General features: G+C 61.1%; 27 protein-coding genes and 1 pseudogene. 3 read left to right on the top strand and 25 right to left on the bottom strand.

Translation table 11 applies throughout. The features are described 5' to 3' along the window. The first annotated feature begins 6 nt into the window (after nt 1-6). Nucleotides 7-1,533: an FAD-binding oxidoreductase gene (locus tag IB268_RS25055; protein ID WP_054453543.1), complete on the top strand. Its 1,527-nt coding sequence runs from the start codon at nt 7-9 to the stop codon at nt 1,531-1,533. An 844-nt stretch (nt 1,534-2,377) separates the two neighbouring features. On the opposite strand, the gene IB268_RS25050 is transcribed toward IB268_RS25055, so the two are convergent. Further along, on the bottom strand, nt 2,378-2,656 hold the full coding sequence (locus IB268_RS25050) for a hypothetical protein (protein WP_054453545.1): 279 nt from the start codon (nt 2,654-2,656) through the stop codon (nt 2,378-2,380). After that, entirely contained in the window at nt 2,653-2,940 is a 288-nt protein-coding gene (locus IB268_RS25045) for a hypothetical protein (RefSeq protein ID WP_175214191.1), read from the bottom strand. Before IB268_RS25045 ends, IB268_RS25050 begins: the two co-directional genes overlap by 4 nt. Nucleotides 2,941-3,525: 585 nt before the next feature. On the opposite strand from IB268_RS25045, the pseudogene IB268_RS31130 reads away from it, so the two are divergent. Together IB268_RS31130 and IB268_RS31260 are read left to right on the top strand one after the other, a co-directional pair. After that, a pseudogene (locus IB268_RS31130) lies at nt 3,526-3,963 on the top strand (hypothetical protein). 227 nt (nt 3,964-4,190) lie between these two features. After that, nucleotides 4,191-4,415: a CrpP-related protein gene (locus IB268_RS31260; RefSeq protein WP_082400914.1), complete on the top strand. Its 225-nt coding sequence runs from the start codon at nt 4,191-4,193 to the stop codon at nt 4,413-4,415. Nucleotides 4,416-4,465: 50 nt separating this feature from the next. On the opposite strand, the gene IB268_RS25040 is transcribed toward IB268_RS31260, so the two are convergent. The 23 genes from IB268_RS25040 to IB268_RS24930 all read right to left on the bottom strand — a co-directional run bounded on the left by IB268_RS25040 (nt 4,466) and on the right by IB268_RS24930 (nt 24,360). Then, nucleotides 4,466-4,702, bottom strand: a complete 237-nt coding sequence (locus IB268_RS25040; RefSeq protein WP_054453741.1) for a hypothetical protein — start codon at nt 4,700-4,702, stop codon at nt 4,466-4,468. Nucleotides 4,703-5,359: 657 nt separating this feature from the next. Continuing rightward, a complete protein-coding gene (locus tag IB268_RS25035) occupies nt 5,360-5,893 on the bottom strand; it encodes a DUF2514 family protein (protein ID WP_225591492.1) in 534 nt (177 codons plus the stop codon). Then, the gene (locus IB268_RS25030; protein ID WP_175214192.1) at nt 5,890-6,420 is read right to left on the bottom strand and encodes a hypothetical protein; all 531 of its coding nucleotides are present in this window, start codon (nt 6,418-6,420) and stop codon (nt 5,890-5,892) included. Before IB268_RS25030 ends, IB268_RS25035 begins: the two co-directional genes overlap by 4 nt. Before the next feature lie 2 nt (nt 6,421-6,422). Beyond that, the gene (locus IB268_RS25025) at nt 6,423-6,866 is read right to left on the bottom strand and encodes a hypothetical protein (protein ID WP_175214193.1); all 444 of its coding nucleotides are present in this window, start codon (nt 6,864-6,866) and stop codon (nt 6,423-6,425) included. A 76-nt stretch (nt 6,867-6,942) separates the two neighbouring features. After that, entirely contained in the window at nt 6,943-7,263 is a 321-nt protein-coding gene (locus tag IB268_RS25020) for a hypothetical protein (RefSeq protein WP_175214194.1), read from the bottom strand. Then, nucleotides 7,260-7,937 carry a hypothetical protein gene (locus tag IB268_RS25015; RefSeq protein ID WP_175214195.1) on the bottom strand — a complete coding sequence of 226 codons (678 nt, stop codon included), beginning with the start codon at nt 7,935-7,937 and terminating at the stop codon, nt 7,260-7,262. Before IB268_RS25015 ends, IB268_RS25020 begins: the two co-directional genes overlap by 4 nt. Before the next feature lie 67 nt (nt 7,938-8,004). Beyond that, nucleotides 8,005-8,172, bottom strand: a complete 168-nt coding sequence (locus tag IB268_RS25010) for a hypothetical protein (protein WP_175214196.1) — start codon at nt 8,170-8,172, stop codon at nt 8,005-8,007. A 13-nt stretch (nt 8,173-8,185) separates the two neighbouring features. Beyond that, nucleotides 8,186-8,848 (bottom strand): hypothetical protein, encoded by a 663-nt coding sequence (locus IB268_RS25005; protein WP_175214197.1) that lies wholly within the window; start codon nt 8,846-8,848, stop codon nt 8,186-8,188. 2 nt (nt 8,849-8,850) lie between these two features. Further along, complete coding sequence (locus tag IB268_RS25000; RefSeq protein ID WP_125471450.1) at nt 8,851-9,135, bottom strand: hypothetical protein; 285 nt, start codon at nt 9,133-9,135, stop codon at nt 8,851-8,853. Beyond that, entirely contained in the window at nt 9,136-12,930 is a 3,795-nt protein-coding gene (locus IB268_RS24995) for a host specificity factor TipJ family phage tail protein (protein WP_175214198.1), read from the bottom strand. Then, nucleotides 12,923-13,312: an NlpC/P60 family protein gene (locus IB268_RS24990; protein WP_175214199.1), complete on the bottom strand. Its 390-nt coding sequence runs from the start codon at nt 13,310-13,312 to the stop codon at nt 12,923-12,925. Before IB268_RS24990 ends, IB268_RS24995 begins: the two co-directional genes overlap by 8 nt. After that, a complete protein-coding gene (locus IB268_RS24985) occupies nt 13,309-13,845 on the bottom strand; it encodes a DUF1833 family protein (protein ID WP_175214200.1) in 537 nt (178 codons plus the stop codon). The genes IB268_RS24990 and IB268_RS24985 overlap by 4 nt, the downstream gene beginning before the upstream one ends. A gap of 426 nt (nt 13,846-14,271) precedes the next feature. Next, complete coding sequence (locus tag IB268_RS24980; RefSeq protein ID WP_175214201.1) at nt 14,272-17,274, bottom strand: phage tail tape measure protein; 3,003 nt, start codon at nt 17,272-17,274, stop codon at nt 14,272-14,274. Nucleotides 17,275-17,294: 20 nt separating this feature from the next. After that, nucleotides 17,295-17,612, bottom strand: a complete 318-nt coding sequence (locus IB268_RS31360; RefSeq protein WP_370540037.1) for a DUF1799 domain-containing protein — start codon at nt 17,610-17,612, stop codon at nt 17,295-17,297. Nucleotides 17,613-17,680: 68 nt separating this feature from the next. After that, a complete protein-coding gene (locus IB268_RS24970) occupies nt 17,681-18,094 on the bottom strand; it encodes a hypothetical protein (RefSeq protein WP_175214203.1) in 414 nt (137 codons plus the stop codon). 81 nt (nt 18,095-18,175) lie between these two features. After that, a complete protein-coding gene (locus IB268_RS24965) occupies nt 18,176-19,114 on the bottom strand; it encodes a phage tail tube protein (protein WP_225591490.1) in 939 nt (312 codons plus the stop codon). A gap of 257 nt (nt 19,115-19,371) precedes the next feature. After that, the gene (locus IB268_RS24960) at nt 19,372-19,791 is read right to left on the bottom strand and encodes a hypothetical protein (protein WP_054453576.1); all 420 of its coding nucleotides are present in this window, start codon (nt 19,789-19,791) and stop codon (nt 19,372-19,374) included. Beyond that, complete coding sequence (locus tag IB268_RS24955; RefSeq protein WP_124260411.1) at nt 19,788-20,075, bottom strand: hypothetical protein; 288 nt, start codon at nt 20,073-20,075, stop codon at nt 19,788-19,790. Before IB268_RS24955 ends, IB268_RS24960 begins: the two co-directional genes overlap by 4 nt. Nucleotides 20,076-20,097: 22 nt before the next feature. After that, a complete protein-coding gene (locus IB268_RS24950; RefSeq protein ID WP_054453580.1) occupies nt 20,098-21,099 on the bottom strand; it encodes a major capsid protein in 1,002 nt (333 codons plus the stop codon). 75 nt (nt 21,100-21,174) lie between these two features. After that, nucleotides 21,175-21,525, bottom strand: coding sequence for a head decoration protein (locus IB268_RS24945; RefSeq protein WP_054453587.1), 351 nt, complete (start codon nt 21,523-21,525; stop codon nt 21,175-21,177). 11 nt (nt 21,526-21,536) lie between these two features. Next, complete coding sequence (locus tag IB268_RS24940; protein ID WP_175214205.1) at nt 21,537-22,625, bottom strand: head maturation protease, ClpP-related; 1,089 nt, start codon at nt 22,623-22,625, stop codon at nt 21,537-21,539. Nucleotides 22,626-22,636: 11 nt separating this feature from the next. Then, complete coding sequence (locus tag IB268_RS24935; RefSeq protein WP_175214206.1) at nt 22,637-24,157, bottom strand: phage portal protein; 1,521 nt, start codon at nt 24,155-24,157, stop codon at nt 22,637-22,639. Continuing rightward, a complete protein-coding gene (locus tag IB268_RS24930) occupies nt 24,154-24,360 on the bottom strand; it encodes a phage head-tail joining protein (RefSeq protein WP_043544039.1) in 207 nt (68 codons plus the stop codon). The genes IB268_RS24935 and IB268_RS24930 overlap by 4 nt, the downstream gene beginning before the upstream one ends. Between the last annotated feature and the right edge of the window lie 11 nt (nt 24,361-24,371).

The following is a 24,371-nucleotide window of genomic DNA, read 5'->3' as shown; positions in this document are numbered from 1 at the left end:
AGACGTATGCCTTCCAATGACCCTATCGTAGATTTCGCCCATGCGGCGGCGGCCGAGCTTGGCGCGGACGCGATCTCGCTGAGTGACGACGTCCTCGGACGCTATGGCGAACATACCCTGCCCTGCGCCGACGTGCGCCCCGGCGCGGTCGCCTACCCCGACTCGACCGAGGCGGTGCAAACGCTGGTGCGCCTGGCCAATCGCTTCCGCGTTCAGCTCTATCCCATCAGCAATGGTCAGAACATCGGTCTGGGCACCCGCTCGCCCATCCGTCCCGGCCAGGTAGTGGTGGACCTGGGCCGGCGCATGAATCGCATCCTGGAAGTCAACGAGACGCTGGGCTATTGCGTGCTCGAACCCGGCGTGAGCTTCCGCGCCATGCACGACGAGCTGCAGCGCCGGGAAAGCAAGCTGATGATCTCGCCGACCGCAGGTCCATCGCAGGGCAGCATCCTCGCCAACGCCCTGGACAAGGGCGGCGGCAGCGGCGCCTACGCCGATCACTTCGGCATGAGTTGCGGCATGGAAGTTGTGCTCGGCAATGGCGACGTGATCCGCACCGGCGACGGCAGCCTGGCCGGTTCCTCGCATCCCAACTGGCACGTCTCCAAATACAGCTTCGGCCCCACGCTGGACGGCCTGTTCTCCCAATCCAATTTCGGCATCGTCACCCGCGTAGGCATGTGGCTCATGCCCCGGCCGCCGCATATCGAACCCTTCTTTTTCACCTTCCCCGACGACGAAGATCTGGGGGAGATCGTCGAACGCATCCGTCCGCTGAAGCTCAGCAATTTCGTGCCGACGCTGATCCGCGCCACCAACGACCTGTATCTGCTGTCCTCGGCGGCCACCAACCCCGAATACGCGGCCAGCGGCGGCAAACACGCGCTGTCCGACGAGGGCCGCGCCGCGCTGCGCAGGCAGTATGACCTGGGATCCTGGACCGTATCAGGCGCCGTGTACGGCGCGAGTCGCGCCGCCGTACAGCCCCAGATCGACCGCATCGCCCAGCATTTCCTGGCCTCGGGCAAGGGACGCCAGATTCCCCTGGAGGAAGCCGAGGACATCGGCCCCCTGCACATCGCCATCAACTCCAACACCGGCGTGCCGACCGACAGCGAATTGAAGATGCTGGGCTGGCGGCCGGGCGGCGGCGCGATCTGGCTGTCGGCGGGTTCCCCGGTTGCGGGTGACATCGTCAATAGCCTGCAGGCAGATGCACGCCGCATCTGCCGCGACCACGGGCTGGAATACCTGCTGTCAAACGTTTGCGGCGCTCGATTCGCCCGCGCCATCCACGCGATCATCTACAACCGCGAGGACGCCGACGAAACCGCCCGCGCCGATGCCTGCTACCGGACACTGGCCAAGCTGTTCGCCGATCGAGGCATTTTCGTGGGGCGTGCGCCGACGATGTATCACGAGTTCCACCAGGCGCAGCGCATGCCGGAGCTGGTGCGAGCTTGCGCATCGATCAAGGCGGCCCTGGATCCGAATGGGGTGATTGCGCCGGGGAAGTACGGGATCGAATGAAGATATTGGCGCGGCAGGAGGGGCTCGAACCCCCGACCTCAGGCTTAGAAGGCCCGTGGAAAATCGACCTAACGCGTTGATTTTTCGCGGGTCTCTAATATTTGCGTTAGAACAGCTCTCTTTTTTCTGCTACGGTTTTATGCGGTTCATAGACCGTCTGTTCTAACGCAAAGGTCCATCAACGTGCAGCCGCCACACCGCGCTCAAGAAGCTGGAACAGATGGAGAAGTGCTTCCGGGCCCGGGGCATCCCATTGCCGGCCAAGTCAGATTGTGGCCCGGATACCTGGGGCCGCTCATCCGTTGGCCTCCAGAGCACGATGCCTGAGACGACGCGGTACCGGGCCGAGAAGCCGTCATCGGCCGCTGGGGCATGATTGCACCGAGTACTCCGTCGATAAGTTGGTGAAGGTGGAGAAGATCGCGACTTTCAAAGTCCAGAGCGAGACCGCACACACACTTTGGATATTTCGCCTAATGTTGGCCAACGGCCAGCGCTACATCATTACCATGGAGGCCATCTTCGAGCCCGATCGGCGCCCCGTGTATGAGCAGCGATACGCCACAAAGCAGCGCGATAACTACTCACGAACTTCTCGAACATCACATCCGCACACGGCCTGCTGTCACCGCTCAACCATGTCGCGTAGCCATTGAGCAGAGGATATTAAGGACGATTCATCCCCAAAAGCGATCATGCACATTGATGCGTTAGATCGCCGGCTTGATCTCCTTGACCAATTCCAGGCGACAAGGCCAAGCACACCGCCCCGTCGAGTGGCTTTCGAGCCCGAGAGCCCTAGGTGCAGCCACGGCCGTCAATCGCGCGGTAGCTGGCACGTTCATTAAGAATCCTTGTTTCCTCTGAGGAACACTGCAACCCTTGCTTTTAGCAGCGAGGCATCATAGGTAGAGTTGCTGAGAGCACTCTGTAGCACCTTTCTCCGGACTTCAGTCGGCATTTCACGCCAGACGCTCAAGATCGCTGCCCCAAGGCAGGCAATGACTCGCCGCTCGCCTTCGTCAAGCACGCCAGTGTCTAACATTTCAACTGACGTGGGCAATCGGATGCCGCCGTCATTTAGCCAGCGCTCAATGTCCGCGTCATCAGGATCGTGAATCATATTTGCTGCCCCGAAAAATCCCCTTCAGCGATGCGCGCAATCCTCGCCTTGAGTGCAGACCTGTCGAATGCTGCTTGAGCGATTTCGCGATTCAATACCCGCCGACGCGCATTGAGCGGGAGCTCATCCCAGAGGCTCAGTACCGACGCCCCGAGAAAAGCCAGAATTCGACGTTCAGACACCTCGAATTCCTCAATAGCGAACGACTGAGCCAGAGAAGCCAGTTGCGAGCCCCCCTCATCGTCCCATCGCTCTAGCGCTTTAGTACCGGTTGTCTGTGACATGCTGCAGCCTCCCACAGGGTTTCATACAGCCAGTGTAGGGCAGGCACTGCTCGACGCCTTACGCCTGTTTCAATTTAGTCTTAGGCCAGACCTACCACAGAGCGTACTGTGGGGATGTGGTACTCGCCACGACAACCAAAAAGGTAAACATCATGACATTTCCTACCCGCTTCAGCGCCGCAGGTCCCCCCACCCAGCCTGGTCAATCAGACGTGCCTAACAAGCAGCAAGAACAGCAAAGCCAGGAACAAAAAGAAGAGGCAGCTCGTAAGCAAGCACAGAACGACCCGCTGAAACAGCGTACCCCTCAGTAGCGAATCGCACGCTTTCGGCCCCTTCCCGTCACGGAAAGTGCAGCTGCTTGGCCGGTGATGGATGACTGAAAGCTTGTGAGCAGACGCTGACTCATCGCATGATTGCGAGGGCCAGCGTTGTCGTGTATCCGTCCCGACACGATACTTCTGCACCGGTTCAAAGGCCACGACAGAGGCCAATCGGCCCAGAAAACAAAAACTCGGACCCGATCAGCTGATTCACTCTTTCGCGTATACGCCGCGCTGCGATTCATTCAGACCGCTACCCATCATGAAGCCTTTTAGCAAGTCATTTGCGCGCCTCACTACTGCTTGCCGAAAATTCCTCCCTGCAACGACATCGTTCAATCACTACGGCGGCCACCGAGAACATCGGCCCTCTCCCCACGCGGCGACCTTGTCGCCCTGGCGTGTGTACATAATCTATGCTCGCCCTAGGCGTCTGTTTCTCCGGAATGAGCAAGGCAGAATCTTTGACTTCGGCGTTATGAAAGGACCTGAGCCCACGTTAGCCTATCGGCTGTCCATGCGAGGTCTCACTGGCCAGGGGTTTGCTTCGCGCTAGCTGTTGCTCGATGACATTACCAGTCGAATTGAGGCCGGTGAAATTACGAGCGAACAGCTTGACCTTCACGAGTGTGCTGCTGGGTCAGGAGTCGATCTGGATCGCGGCACGCACATAGACGTCGCTATGAAATTGGCTGGATAGGCTCGAGCGCGTACCCCAAGTCGAAGTTGCGGCATAGCGAACGTGCGCTTCGAAAAGATAGCGATGGTGGAGGCAGTGTATCGCTCCCTAACAACCAAGCTGCGCAAAGGGTTGGTGCAGCCCTAGTACGTGTTGACGTCGTACTCTGGTACGGAAACACCATTGCACTCGCATCCCAACTCATTTCATACTTTCCATTCGACCATCTACTTTTGGAGGGTTCAGGAATGTATGACGACATCCGAAAGCAGGGAGGAGCCGCCGCCCGCCAAGGATCGCCCCTTTGGGACTGCCCCTACCTCAAGGCCCAGGCGATGCCCGGGCACACGGGAGAATCACCCAGAGTTTGGCAGGCCAAGGTCGATGCGTGGGAAGCAGGATGGGCGAAGGAAAAGGAAGTGACAAGACCGCCGCCGAGCCCCGTTCAATTTGCAGGCCTACATGCGGTGTAAGTCTCAAGCACGCGCCCATTACGGGGCGCGTACCTGAATCGCCGCGAGGTTCACTCCGCGGAAGAATGACGCGTAAACGTGCGGCGATAGTCTTCAGCACGCGCGAGAGTCCGATAGAACTGGCCGCCCACGCCAACCAGTTCGTGAGTCTCCTCCACGGTCAACCGCGCTTCTATCCGCTCCAACACTGCGGCGTAGGCGTAGAGCACCTCCGTCCAGTCTCCGAATCCCAAATTCTCAGGGCCGGCGGTCACGATCATCTTAGAAACAAACTCGTCCGTATTCACATCGATCCCCAAGAGTTCTTGCTGAGCGCAGCAAGATTCATACCCAGGGTACCACTGGGCATACAATCGAGCTAAGGGTCGGGTGTCACCATCCGCTACGTCTGACATGGGCCAAGACTTGGACTCGCCGCGCAAGCTGCGCAAGGGGATGGCGCCGCGCTAGGGGTTGCTACGGCTGATTTCGCCGAGCCTCGCATCCCGCACCCGCTTAAAGAGCTCAGTGATGCGCGCGTCTAGCGCCCTTCGGCGCCGAGTTTCTAGCTGTAGGCGGCGCAGCTGGATGAAGAGCACAATACAGGCGACGGGAAACGCCATTGCTGAAAGAAGCAAGACCTCAGCGAGTTGAGAGTGCTCATGCTGAATTACAAGGATTCGGATCAGCTCATAGGCATCCGCCCCCACTAAGACCTGATGGCCGACAAGCAAATATGCCACTGTGAGGAATGCGACCTCTCCCCAACCCTCCCATGCTTCTCCGGCTTTAGTCCAATCGCTCGCACGAAACATCGCCTTCTCCCATATGATGTAACCAATTGCTATAGGGGTTTCGTGACGCTATCACAATATCGGGACGGCGGCGTAGGTATTGTTGTCACGCCTTCGCTCCACGACTATTTGCGCAGTTTGCTTCGCCGACCTCTCGATTCAGTTACATCACTATTGACGCAGTGCGTCATATATCCGCTCGCAGGTCAGTCCCGCGACACGGGCACCGTCTGCAATGTCCGCAAACTGCGTAGCTCGGTCGCTAACGCGTCTGAGCATGTAGGCGAGCAGGTCGACGCCGTCGGCCCCTGGCGGGCTTCCGCCGGCAGCGGCGGGATCTCGGCCGCTTGCGGCGCGAGCCAGTGCGTCGGCGCGGTCGCGCAACCTGTTGTGCTCAGTACGAGCGCTAGCAGCACTAGCAACCGCGGCAGCGGCTTGTTTCTTGGCATCATCTCGGGCTTTCTCCACTTCGGCGGTGCGCCGTCTTCCTTCCTCTCGTGCCGCCTCGATGGCGGTCATTTTGGCTTGGGCTTCGGCCAGCCGCTCCTTGTCGCGATCCGAGGCGGCCTTGGCCTCGGACGCGTCGGCCAGCCAGCCGCGAGCCGTCCACGCCGAACCACCTACCACGCCAGCCACCAGCAGCGCGACGACCGCGTAGCCCCTCCACCCTGCCAGCACGTCGGCCGCGCGCGTCAAGGCGGTCATGGAGCCACCTCTGCAACTGCCTGGGCGTAGTTGCGGCCCCACTTGGCGCGAAGCTCTGCGCGCTGGGCGGGTGTGCCGTGGTCGTAAGCGCCGGGCCTCCAGGTGCGCAGATACAACCGCCAGGCGCCCTCTATGTCACCCATAAGCGGCAGCCGGCCTGGGTCGCTCCACAACAGCAGACGGGCCAGGCCGGCCGCCAGCACGTCGTCATGCTCGATGGCGTCCCAGATCGCGCCATCGCGCGCGAGCACGCCTCGGGCCTGGTAGAGGTGGGCAGCCGCGGCGCTCGTTGCCGCATGCAGCCGGACGCCGTGCACCATGCCGCCGCCCCGCTCCGCTTGCCAGAAGCTCTTGGCGGGACCAACCGGCCGCGGCGGGCTTCCGACCAGTTGACGGCGGTCCACAAAGCGACTTTCTTGCAGGCCGATAGCCAGCATCTGGACGCGCGCCGCAGGCGTGTCCATCTTGGCCGGCAACAGTGCCAGCGCGGGATTAACCGCCGTCCGAACAATCGTCTTCAGGTCCACGATCAGCCCTCCCCACCAGGCCGCGCACCAAAGAGCTTTGCGCGTGCTTCGGCCACCCATTCCAGCAGGCCCTTCTGGCGCATCGTCGCCATCCACCGCATGTAGGCGCCCAAGACCCACCAGGCCGGCAGGCCCGCAATCAACATGCTCGGACCCAAGACATAGAACTTCGCCAGCAGCGCGTCGTCACTGCCGGCCCCGTGCTGGGCGAGCCACGTCATAGCCTCCATCAGGCTGGGCTTCCAGGCGATCACGGCCGCAGCCAAACCGGGGCCGAACAGGAACGAACACGCCACGGTCGATACCGTTCGGACCGTGAATTCCCGGGCCGTCCTTGGCGGCATGATCAGTAGCCCGAGAATCGCGGCAATCGCCGCTGGAATGCCGTATGCCATTGCGACCTTCAAGGCCGCGAGGCCTCCCAGCCCCGTAGAACTCGGTTCCATAGTTGCACTGCTCCTGTAGACGGTTCGCATGATTGCCTCCCGTATGGACGAAAAAAAGCCCGCTGAAGCGGGCGTATCACTGGGTCGGTATTTCTCTCGGTTTGACCCGAGGCAGTTCAAGCCGCCCATTCGGCGGATCTACGAACGGAACCGGAAACCGCATCTCGTCGGATGCAAGTTCATCGATGGGGAAGAGAATGGGCACAAGCACCTGACCATCCTGGCGCCGCACCTCGCCAGCGAAGTATGGCGAAGCCGTCGCTTCGCGAGCCAGTGCGTCCCCTTCTGCCAACTGGCTGAAGTCGAATCGCGTTCCGTCGATGATCAGCGCATCGCCGTCGCGCTCAATGTCGGGTACGCGCAGATCGCATATCTGCGGCGAAAGGCTGATGATCATTTGTACCTTCCTGATGCAATGACACGCAGCGTTGTCGAAATGGGAGAAGTCACGCGGAAGGCGACGTAGCTCGACACGATCCCGCCCACCACCAGCTGCACACCTTCCGCAGCCGGATCGTAACCAGCCGCTCCAATCAGCCGGCCATCTGCCCAGAACTCACCTGAGAGAAACGATGCCGGCAAAGTCCATTCCACCATTGTCGCCACACCGGCCACCACGGGCAGGGAATGCTGGCAAGACTGCCAGCCGCCTGGCGTCCTGAATACGGTTCCGTTTGCGGAGGTCGTGACGGTGTCCGTTGTCGCTATCCAGGGGCGCCAGGTGCCTGCCTCCCGACGGCACACTCGAGGCCCTACGTTCCCCGAGTGATATAGCGGGTAAGCCATAAGGCACAGATCGCGGCCGCCACTGCCCGAATAGGGAATCATCTCGATCAGCCAGTAGCCGTCGCCGCCCGGCGCGTTGGGCGCCGATCCCGCAACGAGTTCTCGCCACATCCCGCGACCGGTCATCAGGCTCGGAATAGTGAAGCAATCCCGAGTAGTCGATGCCGCGGGCACGATCCCCCCTGTCTCAAGATCACCGAACCTGACGGCGGCGCCGATCGTTCCGGAGTCGTGAACCAGAGCCATCAGCACGTCAATCAAATGGTTGTACTTGGTGAACGACATGAGCGGCGACTCCCCCCGCCTACCACCCGGCTGTGGCGTGGTCAGATCCACTTTGAGGAGCGAGATATCAGGCATCCTTGGGCCCCTCCTGCACGCCCGTCTCTTGCGGTTTCATCGCGTCCGCGCCCGCGTTCCGGACGATTCTGAGGATTGTCGCGGCCAGGCCGTTGATGAGCTCAGGCGTCAGCCGATTGCCCAAGTTCTGGATAAGCACATCATGAATCTCTTTCTGCATGCCTTGTTTCTTCCTATTGCCAGCCGGTGACGTCAATTACTGCAATGTCGTTCCCTTCGGCCTTTGAATAAAAAACGTTGTTGCGCAACGGCGCCCAACCGAGATACGTACCCAGGTTGTCTTGGATCCGCGAGTAGATCCCGTTCACCCTGGCCGAGTAGTGCTCGCCCCACAAGAAGCTGCTCCACCCGCCACCCGCTTGCGCGTAGCATTGATACCCTCGACGGTTGTACGCGGCGCTGTAAGCCCATTTCCGGCTGGGCAAGCCGGTATAGGTGTAGCCGTCTCGGTAGCCGACACCAGTCCCATCTGAATTCCAGTACCGCGGGATGGTGAACGTGGTGTACACATTCATCGGGCGGGCCGTACTCATGAAAATGTGCCTTCCATCCTCCGACCAGATGTCAATCGGCCCACCGGTTACCCAGGGCCTATCGAACACGTAGTATTCACAGGGACCGCCAACAAACACGGCTGTGTAAGTACCATTGCCATTCATCAGCAAGTGCCGAAGCGTGCCGAACTCCCCCAAGGGCCGAAAGAACACTACCGGCTCGGCGGCAGCGAACGTGATGCTGGTCCCCACGCCCATATGGCGCAGAAACATGTTCACGTTCTTGCTATCCACGATCAGATTTCCCACCTCGTCATAGAGCACAATCGCGGCGTCAGCCATAATCACTCCAGCCCGTAATAGACGCGAACGGAAGCCCTCGCTTCATTCGGATTCTCCATAAATTCCCACGAAATCACGGCGCCGTTTCTCTTGATGATCGGAAGGTTGAGGCCACCATGAATTGCCGAGCATACGTACCAGGATTTCGGCAGTCCAAGGGTTGGGATGCTGTTGTAGCTATCCACGGTGCCTGTATCGAAGCTCCCGAATTGGCGAGCCACCTTCGTTCCAAACTGGAAGAGTGGGATGCCGTTCTGATCCCAGATTTCTAAAGGGACAACCGCCATCTATACCCCTCCAAACCTTGCTCCAAGCTGCCCGTTTGGGTAGTAGTAGCGCATCCCCTTGTTGGAAACCTCTGTACGCGAGCCGTCGGCCTCCGTGCCGTTGAATGACATCAACCCCGTTCTCATGTTGATGTTCAACACGGGCACCCCCCATGGATTCACAGCGTCCGACTGGAGGTTGTCGACGAACTTCGCCGAACCGAGCGTCCCATTCTTGATGTAGGCGGTATCGAAATAGGCCGTGTCATTCACCACGTCAAAAACGAAAGGCGTATGCAGCCTGCCATTCAACGACGTGAGAAATGCCACGGTGTCAGCCATCACCAGGAATTCGCTGCGGCTTTGGCCGTTCTCGCCAATCGCCGCGCCCAGCGCAACACCCGCCTGCACAACACGCCCATCCTGCCGCACTTGGGCCTTGAGCATCCAGTTCGAGCTGAGCGCAAGCTTCGTGGTCTCGGCCAGCAGGCCAGCGCTATTTGCAGAATCCTGCGCATTGACCGCGATACCCCGCGTTTCCTGCAAGGTCGCCTCGTTCGTGCCCACCCGGCCACTCAGCACCAGCATCTGCTGCGCCGTTACGGCACTCAGGTTCGCAGTGACAACCAAGTCCTCACGGATCACGGCCAGATTGCCGTTAACCTGCGCAGCGAGCGCGGTCGTGCGCCGGGCCTCGCGGTAGTCGCCCTCGTTGATGACAGACGTAGTCGAAGCGGTGCCGACAAAGCTGCGATCGTCATCCCCGGCGAACCACTTCTGGTCCAGCACGTCGTCGCCGGACAGATCGCCGATGATGTCCTCTAGAACGTCATCGGTCACCCCTGCCTTGATTTCCTCAATCAGCCCAGGGGCGAGTTGGCCCGCACCAATCTGGCCCTCCATGTAGCTCAGCAGTACGGACGGATCGGAAGTGGATTGCCCCCGCACGCCTAACTCACCGGGATACCAGGGGCCAGGCTGATCCGCGTCATCGCGGACGCGTGCCCAGAAGTACATTTCCTGGCTGTTGCGCAACCCTGTGAGCGAATGGGAGGTTTGCGGGTGGCTGAACGTACCGAGAGGAGACGCCGCGGTGAAGTCATTGGTCAACGACCGATAGATTTCAATCGCGCGCAGATTGATACCAGACGGCCATACCCAGTGCAGGTCAATACCCATCACCTGGCCGCTCGCAGTGAGCGAGGTAAGCTTGGGCGGCGGCAGCATGGTGGCGCTGATCTGCCCTTGCCACGTCTTCCATGGCCCAGGCAGCGTACCAATGCCTCTCGCCCGAACCCACCAGACGCCCATTGACAGCTGAGCCTTCAAGCTCGGTTCAGCTACCGTACCCAGCTGCATCCAGGTCGTGCCCTGATCGTTGCTCGCCTGGAACTCGTAGGCCGTGGCGCCACGCGCCGGCGTGCACGAAATCTGCTGAACGCCGGTAACGGCCGTGGCGAACACGGTCACCTCGTTCACCACCGGCGCGCCAGGCTTGTTGGGCAGGAGCGACGGCGGCGGCGGTGGCGGCACATCGCCGCCGAGCTCGGCCGTATGCACCGAGTCGGCGTAGTTGACGAACGTCAGCGCTACCCTTCCGTTCTCATCCGGCGTGGCAGACAGCGCGAGCGTGTTGAGTGCCCGCTTTTCTCCTGGGCCAAACTGGTAATACGTCGGCTCCTCGGTATCACCGGAGGCAATTTCGACGTCCACCGGCAGAGCGCTGGCCAACACCGCCGAAAACTCATCCTCTCCCTGCGTCACCAAGAACGGCCCGCGAACAGTGCCGTCCAGCATGCGCAAGCTCAGGTAGTGGTTCTCGCCGGCCCACCACTCCAATGGCTCAGACATCGTGAGAATGCGCGCAAAAGGATTGTGGCCCCGCACGAACCCTGATAGCCCCCACTTCGGCACGTCGTGCGTGATGGCCACCAGATCAAGATACTTCGGCAGCAGACCATCCAGCTCAGAGGAGAGATTGGGGAACCGCCGCTGGTCGCGATTGGCTGCGGCCATGCTGATGCCTTCCTGCCACGCCTGCTTTCGTTTGGTGCAGCCGAACAGCTCGACAGTGAAGGGGCGTTCCTGCGTGCCTCCAGGCAGGACACATGGCACATCCACTGGCTGCCATGTCTCCTCATCGATATAGGACACCACCACATGATCGGGGCTGTCCGATTTCATGAACTTATAGTCCACGGAAAACGACTCGGCCACGATATTCATGGGCGTGAACATCGCCGTCGGCACACTGCGCGGCTCATTGCGCACGATGTCGATCACACCGGCGTAGTACATGGGCTTGGCACGACCCACCCGCGCGATCTTGGTCAACGCATCCCAGAACGTGGTGGTCGTGTCGAACACACCATTGAACTCATCGCCGCGGCTTTCCCACACCTGCGCCAAGCGGTAGAGCTCGTACAAGTTGATGCGGCTGTCCGCCAGCCCTCGCCCATACTCCTTGTTCGTGCACGCATCAGCAATCGCCCAGGCGGGATTACGCGTTGCCTTAGTGGAAAGCGACCAACCATCTACCGGATTCCAGCTCTTGAGCTTGCGCGTTGCGATCACGTTGACGCGACGCGCCGTCGACTGGTTCAGGTTGTTGGTCGCCCGCATGACCACCGCCAGCATGGTCAGATTGCCGTAGGACTGCCTCGGCGGCAGATAGGCACGCATGCCGGACCATTGCAGTACGTTCCCATACCGGGTGTCCGTCTGCTTGTTACTCGTGCGCTGGGCACGCACCTGGTAGCGCCCCTCGGGCACGTCATAGCGATAGGTCTTGGCCTGAGGTGTAGCCGTGGACGCGCGATAGGACTCCATGCCCAATAGGAACCACTCGCCCACCGGACTGCCAGCGTTGTCGATCGCCTGCGCCTGAACATCCCAGGTCACGGTGAAAGGATCCAAGTCCCCCTTGTCGTCGGCCCGATACAAACCTGCCGGGAAGGCGATATCTATGGCAATCCTGTTGGCAAGTGAATCTGCCGGATTGGCGACGAACGGTCCGACCGCACCGCCGCCGGTCTCATTCGGCCCCTTCAGCTCCAAGCCTTGAACGGCGTTGGACGTGACCACGTTATCCGGGAAAAGCGTTACCTTGCCACCAGGAGGGATAACCTCGTACCGCACCTCACCGAAGTTATCCATCGGGGTATCTTCGATAAGCCGCTGCTCTATCTCAATCTCCCCCTGGCTGATAGCCAGGAGCTGGTAAAGATATTGCTGGTTTCCATCCAGCTCGGTGTATGGCTCGGCGGCGAAGTCGGGATACACACGGAAACGTCCGTACAGCACGGGGATCGCCTCAAGCAGGCGCGCACGATTCCCCTGGGCGTTAATGCCATAGGTCGGACTGGCCTGCTCCCGGCCGGAAGCGAGATTGGCCGTTGGCGGTGGCAACACAGCATTGAGCAGCAGGTTGCCACCAATCATGATGCCCGCCGACATCGCCGTCGCGGCTCCCGCCTGCAACCCTATCGCTCCCGGCACCCACATGGAAGCCACGACCAAAGCCACCTGCAACAGCGTCCGCATGGGATTTGAGCCGCCATTGCCCCCATCACCAGGCAGGTAGAAGACCGCAACGACGTCGGACGAGCCGATGCGCCGCGCCCATTGCGCTTGCAGCACGTACTCCCCATTCACCTGCACCACGAAGACGTGGTTGCGCACCAGCTTTTCGCCACGGCCGGTCACCGCGCCGCGCGCCCTCAGCATCGTGTCGATGCGCGTGCCGGCGCGAACCGCAACCAACTCACGGCTCAATTGCGGCCGGAAGGGGTTTTCGCAGAAGAGAACTTTAGGCATAGATCCGGTAAAACTGACATCGCCCGAACCCCATGATTCGGAGTTCGCGCATATGAGTGAAGATGACGCCGCGGCCTCGCATGGCATGCAGCACGCCACCGCCATCGATGTCCAGGTAGATGCCAACGTGTGGCTCACTGCCCTCGCGCATCAGCACGCCATCGCCATGCGCCGGCGTCGAGACGATTTCCCATTCGCCCGAACGCAGCTTCTCAGCATGTAAGGCGCGCGCCTCATCGCCCAGCACACAAGCCGGGATGCCGCCGCCGAAATGGGTCAGGCGTACCGCTCGCAGCAATCCCCAGCAATCGTAGGCCTCCGGCCCCGTAGCACCCGCCTCCCACGGCTTCCACAGGTACTCGGCAACTTGATCGGCCCTCATCGAACCAGCCCCGGAAAGCGGCTGGCCAGGTACTTGAGGCCCGGGAAGGCTGCGTTATGCACGTCATCCAGCGTGGCCGTGCCAGTGATCCGCAGGCCGGCGACATTGACGTTCGTGAGTTCCATCATGATGGGAGGGTCCATGCCAGGCTTGGATAGATCCGTGGACACGAAAGGCCGATAGATCATTACGATCGGCTCGCTCGGCGTACTGACGGCTGCCTCCAGGTGCGCAATCACTTCTTGCGCAACGCCGTCCAACGTGAGCTTCATCTGGGGGTCCTGATCTTCTTCGAACCCAGGCAGCGAAAGGCCAAATGCGGCCTTGATGAACTCCACGTATTGGCCACCGTGCAAAGGGGCATCGCCCTCTAGCCGGGCCGAGATGTTCTCGTAACCAAGCACCACCCGTATCGCCGTGGGCAGCCCCTCATCGTTCACGAACTTCGAATGCAGCACCTCCAGCGTGTCGAACACCACTCGGTCCTGCGGCGCGCTGGCGTAGGCTTCCTTCACAGCCTGATCAAAACTCATCTGAACGCCTTGAAATAGAAAAGGCCCGCCGAAGCGGGCCCTGAAACTGGCTTAGTGAATTGCTAGTCGGTGTTGAGCTTCTCAAGGGTTGCGGACAGCTTCCACAGCGGCCTATTCGAAATTCGATCAGCCTTAGGAGCGCTCACAAAGCGCACCCGCGCTTTCCGGATACCCCGCTCATCGGCAATGGTCATGAGAAACCAAGACGTCCAACCATTTAGAGATCGCTCACAGAATTCGCAGTAAGCCGCATACTGGGATCCATCAAGAAGGAGATTTGCCGTCACTTGTACCGGATACACGCGAAATCGCCTTCTGTGCCGCGCGAGCCCGCTATCCATCTGCGTCCGCTGGAAAGGAGATTGCGGCGCAAGGGATATATCTGCCTGCGGGAGACCCGCAGGCCATTCAAGAAGTGCCATTTGCTCATCCCAATTTTGGCCGTAGTCCAAATCGCTTTTCGATCGATCGGCCAACGACCCCCTGGCCGGATGAAATGTCATCAGCGACCTGCCGCCGAATTTGCTTGAAGATGATGTCCATAGAAATACCTCCGCCGGCATCCTGGCGCGCCTGTACCTCCGGGGTGGATGGTGCTCCCACTACTCGCACGTCAATATTGACGTCACCCGCAGCTCGGTCTTGCTGAAACCTAGGAGAAACCGCGCGAACGCCGAGACTGCCATCAGAAGCACGCTGCAGGGGCATGATTGCTTCAGGGCCGGCCTCAGCAAATACCCCCGCCCCTTTCGCAAATGCGAATAGCTGCGGAGAGTTGTAGACCCCGCTCGAATAGGCCGACAAACTAGGTGACTCATAGGCACCTCCTTTGGCGTGTGGAACCGCCCACCCATTCGATGAAATCAGCGCGCCTATACCATCGCCTCCGGCGGCCTGAACACCACTGGCATAGTTTTCGGTACCTGCCGCCGCGCCAAATCCCGAACCCAACATCCCCGAAAGGGCCCCGAATACCGGTGACAAGCTGGCTCGCATTTGCATCCGCAGGACTTCGTAGATGAATGTGTCCGCCAGATTGCCGATATCGATCTTTCCCTTCTGGACAAACTTCGCCAATCCATCAGACAGTCCGCCGAAGAGCCCTGTGAACGCCTGATGTGCTTGGCCCATCATGTTGGCAGCACCGTCCACCCAGTCGTTGACGGCCAAGAGCGCACCATTCTTCCAATCAGCCTGGATGGCGACACGCTGCTGCATGTAGGCGCGCTCACGCTCGACCTGGGCCAGCATGGCCGCATCGATCTTGGCGAGGCCCTCCTGATACTGCGAGGAATCCAGAGCGCGCGCACCGCCTTCGCGCAGCACCTTGTCGGTAAAGCCGTCTCGGAGTCGGCGAAAACGATCCTGCGCCTGGTTGATCGAATCGACCAGAGCGCGATCGTTCGCCCCCAGCGTCATCGCGTTTATCTGACGACTGGCCTGCTGGTCACGCGTCCCCTGATAGTTCTCGATATCGAGCTGAGTAGCCCGCAACGCTCCGCGGATCTTCTCCTGGTACTTCTCGATATCGGTGGCCTCTTGCTCCTGGGAGCGAACGATCTGGGCCTCAAGCTCCTTTACGCGGCCAAGGTATCGTTCCCGCTCTGCAAGCTGCTTCTTGCCTCCGGCGATCTCCGCCTGCTTGCGAACTACCTCCAGCTCATCCTGCAGGGCTGCGCGCTGTGCTTCACCGCGCCGGTGGATGAATTGCTCTTCCGATAGCAGGCCACGGGCACGCTCGCCCTCCAGGCGCGTGGTTTCCCGTCGAAGCTCTTCCTCGCGCAAGCGCGCCTGCGCTTGCATCGCGGCCAACTGAGCAGATATGCCGTTCTGCCCTGCCGCCGAGGCGTCTTTGTCTTCGAATCGCTTTCTGGTGGCAGCTTCTCGAGCGCGGATAGCGGTGGCGGACACCCGATCATCGTTCGGGTTGGTCGCGCGGATGCTCGCCTCGTTTCGCGCGTTTTCTTCAAGAGCCTTTTTCAGCTGGCGCGACTTGTTCGCCGCGTCGTCTAGAGAATCAAGCGCTTTGGCGGCCGCTATCGAGGCAGCATTGGCGGCAGCATTGAGCCCTCTGACTTGAGCTGTCGCGTCCTCCACACCCTTTTGACCCTGGAGCGACGAGAGCTCTGAGCGATCTGCAGTTAGGTTGATCTCGGTGCGGCGGCGGTTAACATCGGAGAGGGCGCCCCGTTCCAACCGCTGCTCACGCTGCCGAATTCGTTCCTCGACCGCCTTAATTTTCTCGTCGAGCGACGCGTCTCGGTCAAACGCCTTCATTGCCTCCCAGGCGCCCGATATTTCTCCCTTCAGCCCCTTCCAGGCGCGTTCCAAGGCGCCCACTTTCTGGGTAGCCTCGGTGCCGAGATAGTCATGCAGCGCCCTCGACGTCGCCTGCATGGCAGCTTCACGGTTGCCACTTTCCTCCAGCGTGCGGATGTAGTCCCACTGGGCGAGCGACATGAAGTTCATCGAGCGGTTGTGCTCTTCCGCCCATTTCGTGACGCCATCCGGCATCCGCGCAAAGTCCTTGGAGATCTCGTCCATGGACTGACCGGAAGCGCGCTGCAGCTCCACCATCGTGGCGCTCAGGCTAGAAATCGTGTCCTTGGATACCTGCCCGGTGGCAACGAGAGCCTCCACCGCCTGACGCGCCTTACCTAGGCCACCGCCTGAAACGCCCGCCACTGCCGCAGACATCTCGCGGACATTCCCGGCCGTAACGCCCGCGTAGTTGCCGGTAAGCCGTATGGTCCGGTTTAGCTTCTCAGTCTCCTGACTTCCCTGATACGCCGCGACGCCAAAGGCCACGGCGGCGCCAGCAAGAAGCGTCCAGGGGTTAACCATACCCATCAGGGTGGAGCCAAGCGCACGCGCAGCGGGAGCGATCCCACCAAACATATCTTTCAGCTGGCCACCCTGCTGCAGCATCACTGTCATGGGCTGCTGACCGCTTTGCAGCGAAACTACGATGTCCGTAATCTGTGCGGGCACACCGCGCAGCGCCGCTGCCGTCTGGGCGGCCGACATTCCATGCTTGTTCAGGGCCGCCGAGCCCGCATTGAGCGCTGTTTCCTGCGCTTTCAGTTGGCCGATCATCGGTGCGGCCTGTGCCGCGACCCCAAGTTCCGCCGCACGTAACTCCAGCAACTGGGACCGGGTCTTGCCCGCGGCCTGCGCTTGGCGCTCCAGACTCTGCAGGAACCTATCACCAGCGGTCGCATATGCCTGGGCACCAGCGGACGCAGCATTGACCGCCAGGGACATCTGGCTGGACGACGTCCCCACCCTATCCGCCGCGGCAGCCGCGCGAGTCAGCGAAGCTTCGGTGGCCGCGGCAAACTGCGCCGACGCAGCACTGCCAGCTCCGTACGAACGCAACAAGTCCGCCTCGTCGCCGGTCAACCGTACGGCAAGGATCTTCTCGTTCATATATTTTTCCGGCGTTGCGCCTACTCGTTGCCTTCAAAGACCTCAAGGGCGGCTTGCTCCATCGCCCTGAGTTCCAAGAACATTTCGCGACGCCCTGGCCGCCCGACATCCAACAGCCTGAGCGTGGATTCCACCTCGGTCGCTGGGATGCCGACTCGTACAGGCGTGCCCATCCCGGGTGCGACCCACATCCAGCTGCGCCCGAGTGCCAGGAATGCCTCTACTGTTGGCCAGTTCTCAGGCCATACCTCGAATACTTCGTCTTCAGACGGTGAATTTGGACTCGCAGCGTCCAAGACCTCCGACGGCGCCCCCGCCGCCCTCAATGCCGCCAGCACCTGGTCGTCGGCCACAAACCCGCCGCTTGACGACTTGCCTCCTCCGGCCCAGTACCTGGCGGCCTCGATCAGTTTTTTTTCTTCGCTCCCTCGTGGGCGCCGAAAAATCCGTTGAACAACGGGATGACCAGCTCCGGCCAGTCGTCGAGCAAAGCTTCAAGCTGATCAACGCTGTAGGTGATGGACTCACCACCCCCGCCTTGAACGCCCAGCCAGCTGGCCATCTTGTCCTTCAAGAAGTCGATATCGCTCGCATACTGGTAAACGGGGGCACGGGTACCGTCCGGACGCTGCAACGGCTTCAGCCCTTGACCGGCGCGCACCTGATCGGTCATCCCGTCACGCAAATCTGCCAGCTGCTGAGGCGTATGACGGTGGTACTGGGCGATGAATTTGATTTCCATCGGGTTGCCATTGGCACCGTTGACGATGACATCAATGGGCATGGCGGCAACCGGGCGCTTGGTGACGACAAAAGACATGTGTGGCTCCAAAATGAAAAATGCCCGGACGGGTCCGGGCATATCTAGGTCGTGTGGAAAGTAGAAGGTGTGCCTACGGCACTACTTGACGATGATTTCCAGCTCGTCGTTGCCGGCGGCGCCGGGGTTGATGTTCGTATCCAGGTTCAGCATCGCCACGCCTTCCTGGTCCGAGTACGTCGGATTGGTCATCTGGGCTGTGCTGGCCTTGATTTCGATGATGTGGCCGGCAGTCACCCCATGGGTGATCGACAGTGCTGTGCCGGCGCCGGACAACACCATGGTCGGCCAGTCCAAATCCGCGATCCGCGGCAGTTCCAGAACGAGTTTCCCTGTCGGCTTGCGGTCCGTGATCTCCGCTCCCTCGCAGCCGATGAGCGAGCGCCAGACCAACTGGTTCGCCACGTCGAAGGTCATGGACTGCAAGCAGCCCGAAAAGGCGCCGAGCGACCACGCCGGCGTGTTCTCCTTGTTTACCGCCTTCGGGATCTGGAACGAGCTGAAATCCACGCCTGCGGGCATGGCGCCGTCCGTGATCGGCACATAGGCGCCCATGAATCGATAACGCAGAACCGGGATGCTCTTGGCCGTCAGATCGAAAGCGACCGTCCCCCGGGCATCCACGATCTTGTGGAACAGGCCGTCCAGGAAGTAATGCAGGGTGATCAGTTCAAAATCGGTCGACACCGGCAAATACCGTGCGTCTGTTCCTACCGTGACCGTCTCAGCGAAGCCGCTGGCGCGCAGAAGAGGCCCCCACGCAGGCGCCTTGCCCGCGGTGCCTGCTCCTGCGAGTTCCACTTCGAATTCGAGCTGGGCATACTGCGTGGTCGCGATTTGCCCGGAATTCCCCATGTAGGGCCGCAGGAGTTCGCGTTCCACGAACTCTGCCGACAGAGGCGTCGCCGTCAGGCTTCGGACCAGCACCGCGTCCGTGGCCGCGGCAGGCTGAGCGGCAGTGCCGGCCGTGGTCTGCAGTTTCGCCAACACGACGGAATTGCGAGTTTTCTTTGCCATCATGGGCTCCAAGAATGAAGGCCCAATAAGGGCCAGATTGATAGCGAGACGGCCCTATCGGGCCTGGCAGCCTGAGCAGGGTTCGGTCCGCTCGATCAGAATTCGCTCGCCGGTAGCCGAATCACGGAGATAGCTCCCGCCGCGGCCATGGTGTTCATCGATCTGGGGCCCGGTCACCGCCTGCGCAGGCTGGGCGATATCGGTACTCACCGGATCGTCGGCGACTGATTTCCTTTCTTTGTTCATGCTTCTCCGATAGTTCAGGCGCTTAGGGAGTGCTCATCGGTTTGGTAGGTGATGCGGTAGCGCTTGTTCACAATCTGCCGCCGCAGGTCGCCATTGACGTACTTGGGCTCATCGGTCCCGAACTCGGCAACCTCGACCACGTTGGGGCCGGCGTATGCCATAACGACGGGGTGGGCCTGCTCGAACACCGCCTCTGCGAAGGCCTGATGGTCATCGCCTGCTGTGTGAACGAGGACATGGATTTCACGTACGCGGGTGGCGCGCGGCGGGTGAATGCTCTCCACCGACTCCCCGCCCAACTGCACGGAGATCACCATCGGATCCTCTCTGGCGATTGCCCGTACAGGCGATGCCTCGACTTCGGCGGGGAATCCGGGCGCCGCCTTGAGGGCGGCACGGAGGTCCACCACGTATTGCATTGCCAGCGTGGTCATGGAAGCTGCTCCAGCATCGCGCGCGACCAGAAGCCGTCGCCTACCGCGGTCGGCTCCTGGCGGACTCGGTACCGGACGCCCCCGATTTCCACCTGACTTTGGTACGCAAGGTCGGGGACGTCGGCGGTGGTGTACTCGATCTCGTAGTCGGTCGAGTGCACCAGGTCCCCTTCGTCGATGACCTGCGGGCGGTCGAACCGAACCTTGAATGGGACGGGAGGCTCCGTATCCAGCAGCAACGCCGGCTCGCGCAGACCCACCGCATCGAAGGCTTCGTCGAACACGGAGTTATCCCATTCCATGGCTTCAGGTGCCCATCTTCAGTTTGATGATGGCCTTGGGCCGCGTCGGCAGATGCAGCGGATTGGACTGGCTTTCGATCTCAAGCCCCTTCCCGAACGGCAACGGCTCGACCCGCGTGTAATACGGCAGGCCATCGGTGTTGACCGTTTCCATATAGTCGGCCGGCGCGAAGCGCGTGATGAAGAAATCGGACACGCCATCGGGAAAGGCGTAAGCCTCCTCGTCGCCGATGAAGGGAGCGCCCCCTAGCTTGCCGCGGTAGCGTTCGTAGGTAATGCCGCCGATCTCGAAGGAGTCGGCCGGTTTGCCCCGCAGTTCGGCTGCTTGCGCGGTATTCAGGTACGTCTCGCGTACGCTCTTGTGGTTGATCAGCGTCTTCCAGAAGTCCTTGCCGCACAGCGCGCGAACGCCGCTGGCTGGGGTGGCGCCCAGGGCATCCTCGACCAGATCCACGACGTCGTCCGATTTCTGGCGAACGAGGGTGGTTGCGCTCGTGAGTTCCATCGGGAATTCCTGCTGGACGATGCCGAAGGAATGGTAAACGTCGAGCAACACCGAAGTGCCGTCGGCATCCAGGATCTGCCCCTTGATGCCGCCCACGCGCTGATATTCGTGCGTCAGATCGAGTTGCTGGCGATGCTTCCTCTGGTACTTGGCAACCCGCGCCTCGGCCGATTCCAGCTCCGATTGGCTCCCGAACGCGCGGATGCCCTGGATTTCGTCGGCCAGCATCGTGGAACGTTGCGGCAAGTGCACGGTGTTGAACGGAATCAGCTTGCGGCCGGTCAGGACGACCGATTGACCGACACCACCACGGGGCTTGGCGGACACCAGACCCAGTGTCTGGCCGTCGTATTCGATTTGCACCACGGTGGAGGAAACGCCCTCTTCCGAGTAAAGGCCGAGCTTGCCGATGCGGCCCGGGATGCTCTCCAGCTCGTTGATGGCGGCGGTCAAGGCGGAAACCGTGAATTTCTCGTCTTGGAAGATATTGATATCGGCCATGTCAGGCTCCAGAAATAGAAACGGCCGCCCGGAGGCAACCGCGAATGTTGGATAGATGGAGTTGTGTTGGTGGGATCAGCGGACGATGATGCCAGCCGACTGCAGGGCAACGCGCGCCGGCGCATCCAAGCCGACAAGCAGCACGCCCGCCAGTTCCGCGTCACGCGCGATGACGACGATCTGCTGATCATCGTCGGACACCGGGGCATTGCCGTACAGCACGGCGTCGGCGGTGATCGGCGCGCCGGGGTCCGCCCCCGGGCCGGCGTAGGCGGCATATTTGCCGTCGTCGCCCAGCGTGAGCAATTGCCCTGCAGCCAGGGCGACGAGGGTGGCAGCCAAGATTGCGTTTTCGCGCGAACGCTGGCCGTTGGCTTCGGAGAGGATGAAATCGGCCGTTCTGGCCTGTTGATGGATGAAAGGCATGGTGCTGACTCCTAGTGGGCAGAGAGGGCTTTTCGTTTGGCGTAGATCGCCTGGGGATTCGGCCCGCTCTGCTTCTGGGCCGATGAATTGGTGGGAGGTCGGTTATTGATAGAGTCGCCCGCATCGGCCACGACATGCTCGAACAGGCGCGCACGCGCCTGGTCTACCGTGAGGCCCGCAGACACGAAAGCGGCAGCCTTCTCAGGCAGCTTTGCTGCCAAGCAGATGCCGGCGATCTCTTTGGCTTGCGTGACCCGTTGATCCGCCAGTTCAAGACTATCCAGCGCACCGCTGAGCAGCACACCTTCCGCCAGATCCGCAATCCCCTCTTGCCGGCAGGACGCATAGACACGGGCGGCCAGCGCAGATGCCGTCGGCGCATCCGCCGGAGGAGCCGGGGACGGCTCGGGCTCGGGCTCGGGCTCGGGCTTCGGATTGGGCGCGGGCTCGGGGTCGCTCTCTTCCAGGGACTTGAGCATAGCTTTCACGTCGTCAGGCAGATTCTTGTGCTTTTGCAGCACAGCAGCCGCACTATCCGACATCTGCAGACGCACGGGCTCCTCGATCAGGTCGCAAAATCCCAACGCCTGCGCTTCGAGCGCAGACATCCACGTGGTCGCGTCCATCATTTCGATGATCTTGTCACTGTCCAGTCCACTCTTACGGGAGTAGGCTGCCACCACGCCGTCTCGGATCCGATCCATCATTTCTGCAGTGGTGCGCAGATCCTCGGCCGTACCGCCAGTGATGATCCAAGCGTTGTGGATCATCATCTGCGTATTCTCGGGCATGATCGTTGGCTTGCCGGCCATCGCGATCAATGAGGCCGCGGAGGCGGCAACGCCGTCCACTCGCGTGGTTACCCGACCGGCGTACCGATGAAGCGCGTTGTAGATTGCAAACGCGTCGAAAACGTCGCCCCCAGGGCTGTTCAGCGACACCAAGATGTCGGCACCACCTGCCGCTGCTGCGTCCAGTTCTGCGACGAACGCTTCGGCCGTAGTTCCCCAGAACCCAATTTCGCCATAAATGCGAATCTCGACCACGGGCTTATCCGCCTGCGCAATGACGCTGATCGAATACCAAGCCTTCTTTGCCATATTGGCTCCATTCATTGATTGAGAGGGTCGGGGCTGCCGCCCCCTTCTGATCCCGTCGCCTTACCGGCGCTGGTCGTATGCCGAGGATCGCTATCGAACACAAAGCCCTCGGCGTCGGCTGTTTCGTTGTCGGCGCGAATCTCCGCCGCAATGTGGTCTGGATCGTCGCCCTTCTTGAGGATGATTGACGACCGGCTGGAAAAGCCGCTTCGCACCGACTCCTTGTCGGCCTGCGCGTCCTGCACGGGGTTGAAGTACGGCCATCCCTGGGGCACCCACAGCACGCGCAACCATTCACGGCGGCGGCGGTGGAAATCCGGCATGGGGAAGGTGCCGGAAAGCGCCAGGGCGTCGATCCAGGCATTCCAGACGGGGCGGCAGAGCTGATGGATCACGCAGTGCCATTGGTATTGCTCGATGAGCCGGTGAAACTCGTTGACCACCACTCGCAGCGTTCGATCGCTGATACCGCGCAGGTCGCCTGTTGCGATTTCATAAGGCACGCCGACAGAGGCAAACGCCCCCATCAACTGCTGCCGCATAAATCCCTCGTAGTTGTTGCCGGCATCTGGCGGACTGGAGAATGTCACCTCTTCACCTGGTGCCAGCTCCTGCATCGTGCCCGGCTCCATGGAGACGAGCGGCGTGCCGTCGTCATCGAACTCATAACCGTCCGCCTCGCCCGTAAGAGGGTTATTCGGATCGGCATCGGGATCCGGTTTGGTGATGAAGCCCGCGAAGAGGTTTGCCACCTCCTGCCGGTACATGACAGCGTCGTCCAAGTTGTCGATGGACTTCAAGCGGAGCAGGACGGTAGCCAGAGCAGTCACCCCCCGTACCTGCCCGGGCCGCAACATTGGATAGGCGTGGATGACCTGCTCGGCTGGCACCCTGACCGTATCCTGCCCAGCCGCGTTTCGGCCGAATTCGCCAGGATGATGACGCCACATGTGATAGGCAGTGCGCCGCCCGATAGCATCGAACTCCACGCCATTCACGATCTCGCCGCCGTTCGGCAGGGTAAGCGACCGCTCGACCGGCAGCTGGTCCCCCTCCATCTGCTGCAATTGCAGAGGTACGGACAATCCGTCCTGAGGTCGCCGAGCGCGCAAACGGAACAAGGTCTCACCATCCTGGAAGATGCTGCGCACAGCCAGGGCCTGCATTCCGTAGAAGTCCAGCCTGCCGTCGGCATCGGCCTCCTGCACCCAGTCGGCCCACAGTTCCTTCAGCGCCCGTCGGACGTTGGGGTCCGGGTGCTTGGGGTACGGCTGGATCCCCGTGCCGACCACGTTGGATACCCAGCGTGTGGTCGCAGTCAATGCCCATGGATCATTGCGCACGGCGTCGCGCGCGCGGCGACGCTGCAGACCCAGGTTCTGCGTCGCCGCGGCGTTCGGCCCCGACCCCGAGGGATTCCAATTTCGGGCCCTGCTGCCCGTGGCGCTTCCGCTTTCGTAGCTGCTGCTCATCTGCGCGCTAAGGCGACGAGGCACAAGCAGACTGGAACCACGATGTTTCAGATAGCTCATCGGATCCCCTTGCCGGCGTTGCGCAGCCTGAACTGCCGCGAGCGCCCCTTTCCTTTGCTGAGTTCCCGCTCCACATGGGCGCGGGCGCGCATCAATTCGTCCGTGCTGCGGAAACGCACGCGCTTGCCGTCGTACTGGACCTCCAATTGGCTGTTCGCTATCGCGCGATCCAGCCGTTCCAGGTCCGCCTGGGTGTATGCCATGACCTTGCCTT

Source organism: Achromobacter sp. ACM01 (assembly GCF_014851745.1).
Lineage (GTDB): Bacteria > Pseudomonadota > Gammaproteobacteria > Burkholderiales > Burkholderiaceae_B > Achromobacter > Achromobacter aegrifaciens.
The sequence above is the reverse complement of the archived record's forward strand: the minus strand, read 5'-3'. Positions and strand labels throughout refer to the sequence as shown.